This window comes from Azospirillum sp. UFLA03-27 (assembly GCF_059803775.1).
Genome location: NZ_JAUQTX010000213.1, coordinates 1 through 11,478, shown reverse-complemented (window position 1 = coordinate 11,478; position 11,478 = coordinate 1). Strand labels below are relative to the sequence as shown.

Here is an 11,478-nt window from a genome sequence, read left to right as displayed (position 1 = left end):
ATCCTGGGCGCGGCGCCCGGGGGCCAGGAGTTCCGCGACCAGCTTATACTCGCGGTCGATCAGGAAGTCGTAGTCCCCCGCAGGCATCGTGGAGACTGGCAGGACACGGGTCGGCAGGTGCGACGACAGGTCGTCGTCGAGCGACCGCTTCAGGACGGAGTCGAAGGCGGTCACCAGTTCGCGGGTATGCAGGTAAAGGATGTCCTCCGAGACGTAGACGAACCAGTGCTGGGCCGCGTCCCGCATGGCGTCCACCGCCTTGAAGATGCCCGCCTCGTCCTCGGAGACTCCGCAGTGCATCTTCGCCAAGTTGACACACTTTTCGAAGCCCAAGGAGAACTGTTTCTCCCGGTCGAAGACCTGCACCCTTTTCTGCATGAGGGCCGCCTTCAGAAGCATCTCGGACGCATGCTGAAGGTGGAGGAGGACCGTGGTGACGTGGCCGTCCTCACCGAAGGAGTTGAACCCCGTCATGGCCGTTCGAAGCGAGGCGATTGCCTTCAGCTTCAAGGCACCCTCCTGGGAGTGCGCAACGGCGGAATGCCATCCTGGATGCCTTTATACTGTTGCCCAGTCGCTAACCGCGGGCGCCGGTGCTGTAATACCCGGCGCTGTTCCGACGTCCATCAAAAGGCCCGCGTGCTCTCGCGTGCCGCAAAACGGGAGGAGAAGCATGTTGAGGAACATCGCCTTGGCCACCATCTTCGCCGTCGCCCTCACCGGCCCGGCGCTCGCCAACAGTTGCCCCAGGCACATGGCCGCCATCGACCAGGCGCTCGCGGCCAATCCGAAGCTGGACGCCGCGAAGTTGGCCGAGGTCAAAAAGCTCCGCGCCGACGGCGAGGCGCTCCACAAGCAGGGGAAGCATGCCGAGTCGGAGGCAACGCTCGCCCAGGCCGAGAACCTCCTCGGCATCAAGAAGTGACATCGGGCGCCACGGGGGCTGAGCAATGCCCTCACCCCCGCGGCGTCGTGCGCAGCGGCTCAGCCCCTACGCGCCTTGCGGCCGACAGCGAACAGCATCCCGGCGAGCACCAGAAACACGATGGCGCCGCCGCCCCAGACCCGGACGTAGCCGGGCATCCCAAGGCTGGGGACGAAGGCGTAGACGGCGGCCAACCCCGCCCACACCGTGACGATGGCCAGGGTCAGCCAGAGTTCGTCGTTCTTCATGGCTTTACTCCTGCGCTCAGTGCCCATGCCCGCCGCCGATCGCGATGATCGGCAGGGATTGGATCAGCTGGAACGCGACGATGGTGAAGACGTACATGGCGGCGACCAGCGCGGCGACCGACACCGGCCCCGTCCACGCGGGCGCGGCGCCGACGCCGCGCGCCCCGGCCTGCCAATCGACCACGGGAGCCTGTTCAGCCGTCGCGCGCCGCGACAGCAGCGTGCGCACGACGCCGTAGACGGTGACCGAGATGGCCACGGCGAAGACCGTGGCGCCGACGCCGACCAGGGCCATCAGCACCGGCCATGCCGCGGGGGCCATGCCGCCGTAGCTCACGTCGAACACCCGGCGCGGCACGCCCATGAACCCGGCCGTGATGCCCGCGGCGCCGAAGATGACCAGACCGATCGTCACCAGCAGGGGCATGCGCCTCAGCACCGCCGGGCGCCACAGCGTGCCGCCGCCGAGTGCCGGGAGCATGACCATCATGGCGGCCAGGAAGGTCTGGGTCAGCACGCCGACCGCGAAGAAGTGGAAGTAGCCGGGCACGAAGAAGGTGTCCGACAGCATCGGCGCCAGTTCGCCCTGGATCAGGACGAAGGCGAAGGTGATGCCGACCATCATGTTCACCACCGCCCAGCCCATGTTCGCCATGGCCGGGTTGTCCCACGGCAGCCCGCGCATCCAGCCGAAGAAGCCGGTGACGCCGCGCGCCCGGGCGCTGGCCTCCAGCGAGGAGACGATGATGGCGAAGGCCGCCAGCGTCGGGACCGAGACGAACAGCGACAGCAGCGAGCCGACCACCCGCACGCCCTCGGACAGGTTCGGCTCCAGGAACATGTGGTAGAGGCTGGTCGGCGGCACGAAGACGAGATACGCGGCGAAAACGATCTTCGACATGCGCGCGCCGTGGATGGACTTCACGCCGGTCAGGTGCTCGGTCAGCACGTACCACACCAGCACGGTCGCCATCAGCGGCAGGTAGTGCAGGTTGTGGAACAGGATGTGCCACTCGGTGCCGTGGTCGGCCGGGAACGGCCCGGCGCCCAGCGACCACAGCACGCCCGGCAGGAAGGCGTTCGTCGCCGCGATGGCGCTGACCACCAGGAACCCGGCCCAGGCGAACAGCGCGAAGCCGATGGAGGTGAATGCGTCCGCCTCGCCACGCAGCCGGGGCTGGAGCACCGTCGCGATGCCGCTGACCGCCGAGGCGACCAGGCCGCCGGAGAGCAGCAGGTAGCCCAGCGCGAAGAACCCGACCGAGCGCGGATCGTCCGCGGCGAGTTCCGGGCTGCCGTCGTAGAGCAGCAGCGTGCCGGTGTAGGAGATCCATTCGCTGACACCGAAGCCCGCCAGCATCAGCGCGGCACCCAGCCAGGCGAACGGGCGCAACGCCAGCCCGCGTCCGTTCTCGGCAGCGGCGAGCACGAGCAGGAGGGCCGCTTGGATCAGGTACAGCCAGTAGAAGAACACCGACACGCCGTGCAGGGTGAGCAGGCGGTAGGCGTCGTCCGGGAAGAAGGTCAGCGCACCGGCACGGGCCAGTGCGGTCACAAAGCCTCCGATCAAGCCCAGCACCAGCGCCAGCAGGGCGGCACCGAACAGCAGCTTGAGGAGTGCCTTGTCGGGCGTCGGCAGGGCTTTGATGCGCGCCGCCAGGGTGGGCTTGGAGCCGACCGGGGCGACGTTCGTTGAGATGGTATTCATGGTGGGGCCTCCCCGGGTCACGCGACGACGATGCGGCCCTGCATGGCGTCGTGCGCCTGGCCGCAGTAGACGGTGCAGTACACGAGGTACTCGCCCGGCTTGGTGAAGGTGATCGTCTGCTCGGTGACCGTGCCCGGCCGCAGGCGGATGATGCGGCTGGCGGAACCCAGCTGGATCGACGCACCGTGGGTGATGTCGTCCGCCATCATGCGGAACCGGTACGCCTGCCCGGCCTTCAGCCACAACATGTCCGGGCTGTAGGAGAATTTCTGGGCCATCAGGTAGACGTCCACCAGCTCGCCTCCGGCGTCATGGCCGTGGTCATGTCCCTTGGCGGCGTGGCTGTGCGTGTCCTCGCTGACGTGCGGGTTCACGCTGCCGTCCTTCTGCATGTGCCGCTGGATGAAGTAGTCGTGTTCGAAACGGAACTCCTCGGGCGCCATGCCCGCAGAAGCCCCGTGTCCACTGTGGCCACCGGCCTCGGCGGGTGCTTCGGCGGCACCATGGCCGCCATGACCGCCGCCGTGAGCGTCGGGTTCGGGGGCAGCGGCCGTCTTGCCACCGAAGGGGAGCGGTGCGGCCCCATAAGCGGCCCAGGCGCCGTACAGGGAGACGGCGCCGAAGCCCAGTCCGGCGATGAAGCCGCGACGGGTCGTGAAATGCCTCTCAGACATCGTGAGAGTCCTCTGGTCGCGTGGTCGGAATCGCTCGCGAACGCCGCCGGTCGGGCGGCGCGTGGCCGGGCGTCCGACGCAGACGGCGTCAGGGCGCTCGGCCGGTCAGAGGGCGGTCTTCGGAGGGGGCGTGTCCGGCGCGATGTCCCGGGCGTTGGGGGCGTAGTCGGGCCGCGGGTGCCAGGACGTTTCCACCGTCGTCACTGCGACGGCGGCGACATGGTCCACCGGGGCTTCGGCCGCCGGGCAACACGGAGCCACGACCACGAGGGCAGCCTTGTGGGAGTCGCCGTGCGACGGGGCCGAAGGCGATGGCGTGTGGTGGGAACGGTGTTCGATCGGCCCGCCATGGGCCTCCACATGCGCCATGGCTCCGCCCGCCGCGCCCACCAGGAGCGCGAAGGCGAACGCCAGAACGGCGAAGATGTGGCCCAACCGCGTCATGTCTGCCATCGCCACCAACGACCTGGGACCTCCCAGGCCATGCCAAGCGTAGCCCCTATCATAGGTCCGGGAATTGATCGGCATCAACCCGACGCCCGTGTCACGGTCCGGTTGTGGAGACGCCATGGGTGAAACGTCACCGGGCGGTGGTGCCTTGCGCCTGCGGCAGGGCGGCGCCGGTGACCGGACAGGAGACGTGTTCGACTTTGTCCTTGACCTTCCAGCGGCTGGAAGGTGCAGGGTTCTTCCTGTGGCATCTCCGGCCCGATCGAAGGTGCGGGGGACATTCCGACGCACTCCTTCTCCGACGCCTGACAGGGATCGTTGCCGAAGCCATCTGTTGTTGCAGGGGCCATGAAACGGTCGTAGGTTTCCATAAGGGTGCGGTGGGCACTGGGGTGCCGCACGGCTCCCACAAGATGAGGCAAACGCCATGTGGCGTGCGACGCGGTCGTCGGTGAGGAGGGTGGTGGTGAGCCTGCTGATGCTGGCCACGCTGCTCGTCTATGCCGCGCCGAGCCACGCCAACCTGGGGCCTCACCATGCGTCCCAGACTCCTCACGAGCACGCTCTGGTCGACGACCATGGCGACGCCGTCGCAACCGTCCCGGACCACGAGCACGAGGAAGCTCCGTGTGGGGACCTTGGCCTGCTCGACGAAGGGGCCTGCTGCAGCGTCGCTCAGTGCGTCACCATGCACGGAGGCCTCCCCGCTGCGATGGTCGAGGCGTTCACCCCGCGCCTGAACACGTCGCAGCGTCTGCCCGCCCTGGCCACGCCGGACGGCATCGGCATCGACCCGGCTATCCGCCCCCCGCTCTGACCATCTGACGCCACGAGTCCGCCCGCGCCCGACCTGAGCCTCGGCTCGGCGAAGGACGCCGGTCCCGGCCCTCGTGCGCTTGGCTTTTGCGTCCCCGGCGCTCCCGCGTGGAGTCCGTCCGGGATGGCTCGAACCCGATGTTCAGATGGAGGACGCCATGTCGTCTCTCACCCGCAAGATGCTCCCGGCACTCGCGCTGACCGCCATGATGTCGGTCGCCCAGGCCCAGACCACCACAGACCAGGACCACAACGCCCATCATCCGGACGGGGCCGCGGCCACGACGCAGGCCCAGCCCGCTCCGGCCCCCACCCCGGCTCCCACGCAGCCGACCCCGGGCGCGAAGCCCGGCACGCCCGGCAACGCGCCGATGATGGGTCAGGGCATGGGCAGCGGCATCATCGTCCAGCCCGGCGCCCAGGCGCAGGGTGGCCAGCCCGGCATGATGATGAACATGGACCAGATGCGCTCGATGATGGGCGGCATGTCGGGCCAGCAGGACGGCCAAGCCGGGATGATGGGGCCCGGGATGATGGGGCCCGGCATGATGTCCATGATGCGACAGATGATGATGGGCCAGCAGGGCGGAATGGGCCTGCCCTTCGAGCACGTCGAGGGCCGCATCGCGTTCCTGAAGGCCGAACTCAAGATCACCGACGCCCAAGCACCGCAGTGGAACGCCTTCGCCGACGGCCTGCGGGCGAACGCCAAGGCCCATCAGACCATGCATGAGCAGATGACCAAAGGCGGCATGCCCTCCTCCTGGCCCGACCGGCTCGCGTTCCAGCAGAAGGCGCTGTCCACCCGGCTCGACGCCCTGAAGGCGCTGGAGTCCGCCGCCAAGCCGCTCTACGCCGTGCTGACCGACGAGCAGAAGGCGCTCGCGGACCGGCTGCTCCCCGGCCCCATGGGCATGATGTGAGGAGGCGGCCATGACGCACCACGAACACACCCCTCACGCTCCCGAGCCGCAGGCGCGCACGCCCTGGTACCGGACTTGGACCGGCTTGGCCGGACTCGGCGCGACCGTCCTGGCGGCCGCGTACCTGTCGCTCTTCCACGTCGACCATATGCTCGACGCGCTTCCGCTTCTCGTCCTGCTCCTGTGCCCGCTGATGCACCTGTTCATGCTCGGCGGTCACGGGCGGGGCGGCCACGGCGGGAATGGTGACGCCGACCGGTCGAACAAGGGAGGCACGCCATGACGCACGAAGCCTCGGCCTATGGCCTGTGGGTGCTGGTCGTCCTCAACTCGGCCATCTTCATCATCTTCGCCTTCAGCTTCGGCAAGCCGCAGTCGCCCCGGGACTGGCGGTCCTTCGGGGCGTTCAGCGCCTTCATCGTGGCCCTGTTCACCGAGATGTACGGCTTTCCGCTGACCATCTACCTGCTCTCGGGCTGGCTCCAGACCCGCTATCCGGGCCTCGATATCCTGTCCTACGATGCCGGGCACCTCTGGTCGACCGTCCTCGGCCTGGAGGGCAACCCGCACTTCAACGTGCTGCACATCCTCAGCAACGTCCTGATCCTCGCGGGCTTCGTCCTGCTCTCGGCGGCCTGGAAAGTGCTTCACGCGGCGCAGAAGCAAGACCGGCTCGCCACGACGGGCGTGTACGCCCATGTCCGGCACCCGCAGTACATCGCCTTCATCGGCATCCTGTTCGGCTTCCTGCTCCAGTGGCCGACCATCCTGACGCTGGCGATGTTCCCGCTGCTGGTCCTGATGTACATCCGTCTGGCCCGGTCCGAGGAGCGGGAAGCCCTCCGGGTGTTCGGCGCCGAGTACGAGCGTTACGCCGCGGTCACGCCGGGTTGGCTTCCGCGTCTCTCCTCCCGTGGGCCGAACCACCCCAGAGTGGGAGGGTCGTTCGGTGCGTGATTCTGGGTGGACGCTCATGAAGCAAGCGGCGGCAACGACCGTCGCCGTGTGCCTGCTGGCGCTCCCGGCCGGAGCGCAGACGCTTCGGGACGCGGTCGAGGGCGCCTGGAGGCTCAACCCCGAAGTCAGGAGCCTGGAGGCCCAGAGGGCCGTGGCCACCGCCCGGCGCGGCGCCGGGAAGGCGCTGGTCCCGGCCGCCCCGGCGGTCACGCTGCGGCACACGAGCGACTACTTGAACCGGAACATCGGACGGCGCGAGTACGAGGCCGAACTCGGCGTCCCGCTCTGGCTGCCCGGCCAGGGAACGGCGACCGTCCGGGCGGGCGACGCGCTTCTGGCGCGCACCGACGCCGAGATCGCCGCGCGCCAGCTGGCCGTCGCCGGGGAGGTCCGGACGGCCCAGTGGCAGGTCGCGCTGGCCGAGCGCCGCGCCGAGCTTGCCCGGCAGCGCCTCAAGGTCGCCCGCCAATTGGAGGCCGACACCCGGCGGACCGCCCGGGCCGGAGAGACCTCCGAGGCCGATCACCAGCTGGCCCGCGCCGAAGCCCTCTCCGTCGCGGCGGATCTCCGCGACGAGGAACTCGCCCTGGAGGAGGCCCGCCAAGTGTTCCGGACGTTCACTGGCATGGCGCCGCCGAAGGCGGCACCGGAGCCGGAGATCGGCGAGCCGCCGCTTGAGCGGCACCCTTCCCTGCTGGCGGCGCGGCTGGGCGTCCACTCGGCTCAGGCCCAGCGCCAACTGGTGGACCTGACGACGCGCGACAGCCCGGAGGTCGGGCTGACAGCCCGCCGCGAGCGCGACAGCCGCGAGGAACGCTACGACACCGTGTTCGGCGTCTCCGTCCGCATCCCGTTCGCGGTCGAGGCCGTGAACGCGCCCAAGCGGGCCGAGGCGCTGAGCGAGGTCGTCCGCTCCGAGGCCGAGCAGGCCAACGCGACCCGTACGGTCGAGTCCGACATCCGGCAAGCCCGCCTCGCCCACCAGGCGGCGAGCGAGCGCCTGTCGATCGCGCGCGACCGGGCTGCGGCTCTCAGGGCACGCCTGTCGAACATCGAGCGCGCCCGGAGGGTGGGCGAGATCAGCCTCGTCGAGTACGTGCGCGCCCAGGAGGCGGCCTTCGAGGCCGACCTCGCCCGCGCCACCGCCGAAATCCAGGTCGGCGCCGCACGCGCCCGTATGAACCAGTCCCTCGGAGTTCTCCCATGACCACCCGACGCCTTCTTGCCGCGGCCGTCGCCGCCGCGAGCCTTGCCGCGCCGGTCGCCATCCCCGCGCTCGCCCATGAGGGCCACGCCCATGGTGGTGATGAGCCGAAGCCGGTCGTCACGACGGCCGCCCCCACCCTGGAAACGTCCTCGTCCGACTTCGAACTCGTGGCGGTCGCCCAGGGAAAGACCTTGCTCGTCCATCTGGACCGCTTCGCCACCAACGAGCCCGTGAACGGCGCCACCATCGAGGTGAGCGCCGATGGCGAGGCCGCGACGGCCTCGCCCGTCTCTGGCGAGGAGGGCGTCTACCGCCTCGACCCGTCCTGGCTCTCAAAGCCGGGATCCCATGAAGTGACCGTCTCCGTCACCTCGGCCGACGCGGCCGACCTGCTGATCGGCACACTGGAGGTTCCGGCGTCCGCGGCCGAAGCCCAGACCGGCGGTGCGCAGGGTGTTTCCGCCGTCCTCGGCCAGGTCCGGAACGATTCAGGCCTGATGCTGGGGGCGGTCATGGTCTTCCTGCTCGGGGTCCTGACCACCGTCGCCCTGACCCAGAGTGGACGCACGCGGACGGTCGCGGGCGCCGTGCTGGTCGGCATCGGCCTGCTGTTGGCGAGCGGCGCCGCCTTCGCCCACGGCGGCGAGGACCACAGCCACGGCGACGAGGGCAAGGGCAAGGCGGCGGCGGCCGTCCCGATGGGGGCGACCGCCGCTTCGGAGAGCCCGCGGCGCCTGCCGGACGGCAGCCTGTACGTGCCCAAGCCGTCGCAGCGCCTGCTGTCGGTCCGAACCATCGTTGCCAAGCCGCAGGAGGCGGCGCAGACGGTGCAGTTGATCGGTCAGGTGATCGCCGACCCCAACGGCGGCGGCCACGTCCAGGCCACGCAGAGCGGCCGCATCGAGCCGGGGGACAAGGGGCTGCCCTACGTCGGCCAGCGGGTCGAGGCCGGGCAGATCCTGGCCTACATCGCCCCCGCCGTGACTTTTGTGGACCGCAGCGGCATCCAGCAGCAGATCGCGACGGTCGAGCAGGAACTCGTCATCGCCGAATCCCGCCTCCAGCGGCTCCGGAAGCTGGAAGGCAGCGTGCCACAGCGCGACATCGAAGAAGCGGAGGCCAACCTCAACGGGCTGCGCAAGCGCCAGGCGGCCCTGTCCCCCGCGCTGACGACCAAGGAAGCCCTGCGGGCGCCCATCTCCGGGGTGGTCACCGCCAACAACATCAAGGCCGGACAGGTGGTCGAAGGGCGCGACCAGGTGCTGTTCGAGATCGTCGACCCGGCGCGGCTGATGGTCGAGGCGGTCGCCTTCGACCCCCGCGTGGCGAACGCCATCAAGGCGGCCACGGCGACGACGGCCGACGGCACCAGCCTGTCCCTGGAACTCCTCGGCTCCAGTCTCGCGCTGCGCCAACAGGCGATCCCGCTGCTCTTCCGGATCGGCAATCCGCCATCGGGACTCGGCGTCGGCCAGCCGGTCCGGCTCGTCGCCCAGGTGCAGGGCACCGCATCCGGCATCGTCCTGCCGCGACAGAGCGTGGTGCGCAACGCCAGCGGCCAGCCCATCGTCTGGCAGCACGACACGCCGCAACGCTTCGTCGCCCGCCCGGTGCGCACGCAGCCCGTCGACGGCGACACGGTGCTGGTCCTGGCGGGCGTCGAGCCGGAGGCGCGCATCGTCACCGACGGCGCCGGTCTCCTCAATCAGATCCGGTGAGGAGCCCCCCGCTATGTTCAACTTCCTCGTCAACACGAGCCTGCGCAACCGGCTCTTCATCCTGGCCGCCGCGGCGATCCTGGTCGTCTACGGCTCCTTCGTGCTGAAGGACCTGCCGATCGACGTCTTCCCCGACCTGAACAAGCCTACGGTCACACTGATGACCGAGGCCGAGGGGCTGGCGCCGGAGGAGGTCGAGCAGTTGGTCTCCTTTCCGCTGGAGACCTCGATGAACGGCATGCCGGGCATCACCCGCGTGCGCTCGGTGTCCGGCGTCGGACTCAGCATCGTCTTCGTCGAGTTCGATTGGGGCACGGACATCTACCGCAACCGCCAGCAGGTCGCGGAACGGCTGGCCATCGTCCAGGGTCAGCTTCCGCCCAACGTCCGGCCGCAGATGGGGCCGATCTCGTCCATCATGGGCGAGATCATGTTGATCGCCATGAGCGGCGACGGCGTCGGCCCGATGGAGGTCCGTGAACTCGCCGACTGGGTGGTGCGGCCGCGGCTGCTTGCCATCCCCGGCGTCAGCCAGGTCATCCCCATTGGCGGCGAAATCAAGCAGTACCGCATCGCCCCCGACCCGGCGCGCCTGCACGACCTGGAGATCACCACCGACGAACTGGTGAAGGTGCTCCAGCAATTCTCGGCGAACACCGGCGGCGGCTTCATCGACCAGCATTCCCAGGAGTACCTGATCCGCAACATCGGCCGGACGACCCGGCTGGAGGACCTGCGCAACCTCGTCGTCGCCTACAAGGTCGGGCAGCCCATCCTGCTCCACCAGATCGCCGCCGTGGACTTCGCCGCCCGCGTGAAGCGCGGCGACGCGGGGGTCAGCGGAAAGCCCGCCGTGATCCTGTCCGTTCAGAAGCAGCCCGGAGCCGACACGACCGAGCTCACCGCGGAGGTCGAGGGGGCGTTGAGCGACTTGGCGCAGTTCCTGCCGAAGGGCGTCCACGCCGACGAGATCCTGTTCAAGCAGGCCAACTTCATCCAGACCTCCATCGGCAACGTGGAGAAGGTGCTGCTGGAGGCGGTCGCCGTCGTCGCCGTCATCCTGTTCCTGTTCCTGCTGAACGTGCGGACGACCTTCATCTCACTGACCGCCATCCCGATCTCGATCCTGATCACCGTTTTGGTGTTCAAGGCGTTCGGGATGTCGATCAACACCATGACGCTGGGCGGCCTCGCCATCGCCATCGGCGAACTCGTGGACGACGCCGTGGTGGACGTTGAGAACATCTACCGGCGCCTCGGCGAGAACCGGCGGGCGGGCAACCCGCGGGGCATCCTGGAGGTGGTCGCCTCGGCCTCGCAGGAGGTGCGCTCGGGCATCGTCTACGCCACGGTCATCATCATCCTGGTGTTCGTGCCGCTGTTCGCCCTGTCGGGCATCGAGGGGCGCCTGTTCGCACCCCTGGGCGTTGCCTACATCGTCTCCATCCTGGCCAGCCTCGTCACCGCCATCACCGTAACGCCGGTGCTGTCCTACTATCTGCTCCCCAGGCTGAAGCGGCTGGAGGAGCACGACAGCTGGCTGGTCCGCAAGCTGAAGGCCGGGAACGTCCGGCTCCTGGGCTGGGCCTTCGCCAACCCGGGGACGCTGTTCGCCACGGTGGGGGCCGCCGTCCTGATCGCCGCGGCGACGGTGCCGAGCCTGCCGCGCGCCTTCCTGCCGCCCTTCAACGAGGGCACGCTGACCATCTCCATGGTGCTGAACCCCGGCATCTCGCTGGCCGAGTCCAACCGGGTCGGGCTGGCGGCGGAGAGGCTGATCATGCAGGTGCCCGAGGTGGCCTCCGTCGGGCGCCGCACCGGCCGCGCCGAACTCGACGAGCACGCCGAGGGC

At 69.3% G+C, this 11,478-nt stretch carries 13 protein-coding genes; 8 read left to right on the top strand and 5 right to left on the bottom strand.

Translation table 11 applies throughout. The features are described 5' to 3' along the window. A partial coding sequence (locus Q4I23_RS24830) for a hypothetical protein (protein WP_498527988.1) occupies nucleotides 1–510 on the bottom strand: 510 nt, incomplete at its 3' end. Nucleotides 511–691: 181 nt separating this feature from the next. Here Q4I23_RS24830 and Q4I23_RS24825 point away from each other — a divergent pair. Continuing rightward, nucleotides 692–925, top strand: a complete 234-nt coding sequence (locus Q4I23_RS24825; RefSeq protein WP_211100372.1) for a PA2433 domain-containing protein — start codon at nucleotides 692–694, stop codon at nucleotides 923–925. 59 nt (nucleotides 926–984) lie between these two features. Here the strand turns inward: Q4I23_RS24825 and Q4I23_RS24820 are convergent, their stop codons facing one another. The 4 genes from Q4I23_RS24820 to Q4I23_RS24805 all read right to left on the bottom strand — a co-directional run bounded on the left by Q4I23_RS24820 (nucleotide 985) and on the right by Q4I23_RS24805 (nucleotide 4,008). Next, complete coding sequence (locus Q4I23_RS24820; RefSeq protein WP_109070249.1) at nucleotides 985–1,173, bottom strand: hypothetical protein; 189 nt, start codon at nucleotides 1,171–1,173, stop codon at nucleotides 985–987. A 16-nt stretch (nucleotides 1,174–1,189) separates the two neighbouring features. Further along, complete coding sequence (locus Q4I23_RS24815; RefSeq protein WP_498527987.1) at nucleotides 1,190–2,881, bottom strand: cbb3-type cytochrome c oxidase subunit I; 1,692 nt, start codon at nucleotides 2,879–2,881, stop codon at nucleotides 1,190–1,192. 17 nt (nucleotides 2,882–2,898) lie between these two features. Next, nucleotides 2,899–3,555 (bottom strand): cupredoxin domain-containing protein, encoded by a 657-nt coding sequence (locus Q4I23_RS24810; protein ID WP_498527986.1) that lies wholly within the window; start codon nucleotides 3,553–3,555, stop codon nucleotides 2,899–2,901. A gap of 105 nt (nucleotides 3,556–3,660) precedes the next feature. Beyond that, nucleotides 3,661–4,008, bottom strand: coding sequence for a hypothetical protein (locus Q4I23_RS24805; RefSeq protein ID WP_498527985.1), 348 nt, complete (start codon nucleotides 4,006–4,008; stop codon nucleotides 3,661–3,663). Between the two features lie 463 nt (nucleotides 4,009–4,471). On the opposite strand from Q4I23_RS24805, the gene Q4I23_RS24800 reads away from it, so the two are divergent. The 7 genes from Q4I23_RS24800 to Q4I23_RS24770 form a co-directional block, all read left to right on the top strand. After that, complete coding sequence (locus tag Q4I23_RS24800; protein ID WP_498527984.1) at nucleotides 4,472–4,822, top strand: hypothetical protein; 351 nt, start codon at nucleotides 4,472–4,474, stop codon at nucleotides 4,820–4,822. A 157-nt stretch (nucleotides 4,823–4,979) separates the two neighbouring features. Further along, nucleotides 4,980–5,744: a Spy/CpxP family protein refolding chaperone gene (locus Q4I23_RS24795; RefSeq protein ID WP_498527983.1), complete on the top strand. Its 765-nt coding sequence runs from the start codon at nucleotides 4,980–4,982 to the stop codon at nucleotides 5,742–5,744. Nucleotides 5,745–5,754: 10 nt separating this feature from the next. Continuing rightward, the gene (locus Q4I23_RS24790) at nucleotides 5,755–6,027 is read left to right on the top strand and encodes a DUF2933 domain-containing protein (RefSeq protein WP_498527982.1); all 273 of its coding nucleotides are present in this window, start codon (nucleotides 5,755–5,757) and stop codon (nucleotides 6,025–6,027) included. After that, nucleotides 6,024–6,701, top strand: coding sequence for a methyltransferase family protein (locus Q4I23_RS24785; RefSeq protein ID WP_498527981.1), 678 nt, complete (start codon nucleotides 6,024–6,026; stop codon nucleotides 6,699–6,701). Before Q4I23_RS24790 ends, Q4I23_RS24785 begins: the two co-directional genes overlap by 4 nt. A gap of 16 nt (nucleotides 6,702–6,717) precedes the next feature. Then, nucleotides 6,718–7,908 (top strand): TolC family protein, encoded by a 1,191-nt coding sequence (locus tag Q4I23_RS24780; protein WP_498527980.1) that lies wholly within the window; start codon nucleotides 6,718–6,720, stop codon nucleotides 7,906–7,908. Further along, a complete protein-coding gene (locus Q4I23_RS24775; protein ID WP_498527979.1) occupies nucleotides 7,905–9,626 on the top strand; it encodes an efflux RND transporter periplasmic adaptor subunit in 1,722 nt (573 codons plus the stop codon). The genes Q4I23_RS24780 and Q4I23_RS24775 overlap by 4 nt, the downstream gene beginning before the upstream one ends. A gap of 13 nt (nucleotides 9,627–9,639) precedes the next feature. Next, on the top strand, nucleotides 9,640–11,478 hold a 1,839-nt coding region (locus tag Q4I23_RS24770), incomplete at its 3' end, for an efflux RND transporter permease subunit (RefSeq protein ID WP_498527978.1).

What these genes read in the sequence shown, in the direction of transcription:
- Q4I23_RS24820 (WP_109070249.1), bottom strand. Translation starts at nt 1,173, where the DNA reads ATGAAGAACGACGAACTCTGGCTGACCCTGGCCATCGTCACGGTGTGG.
- Q4I23_RS24805 (WP_498527985.1), bottom strand. Translation starts at nt 4,008, where the DNA reads ATGGCAGACATGACGCGGTTGGGCCACATCTTCGCCGTTCTGGCGTTC.
- Q4I23_RS24790 (WP_498527982.1), top strand. Translation starts at nt 5,755, where the DNA reads ATGACGCACCACGAACACACCCCTCACGCTCCCGAGCCGCAGGCGCGC.
- Q4I23_RS24810 (WP_498527986.1), bottom strand. Translation starts at nt 3,555, where the DNA reads ATGTCTGAGAGGCATTTCACGACCCGTCGCGGCTTCATCGCCGGACTG.
- Q4I23_RS24780 (WP_498527980.1), top strand. Translation starts at nt 6,718, where the DNA reads ATGAAGCAAGCGGCGGCAACGACCGTCGCCGTGTGCCTGCTGGCGCTC.
- Q4I23_RS24785 (WP_498527981.1), top strand. Translation starts at nt 6,024, where the DNA reads ATGACGCACGAAGCCTCGGCCTATGGCCTGTGGGTGCTGGTCGTCCTC.
- Q4I23_RS24815 (WP_498527987.1), bottom strand. Translation starts at nt 2,881, where the DNA reads ATGAATACCATCTCAACGAACGTCGCCCCGGTCGGCTCCAAGCCCACC.
- Q4I23_RS24795 (WP_498527983.1), top strand. Translation starts at nt 4,980, where the DNA reads ATGTCGTCTCTCACCCGCAAGATGCTCCCGGCACTCGCGCTGACCGCC.
- Q4I23_RS24775 (WP_498527979.1), top strand. Translation starts at nt 7,905, where the DNA reads ATGACCACCCGACGCCTTCTTGCCGCGGCCGTCGCCGCCGCGAGCCTT.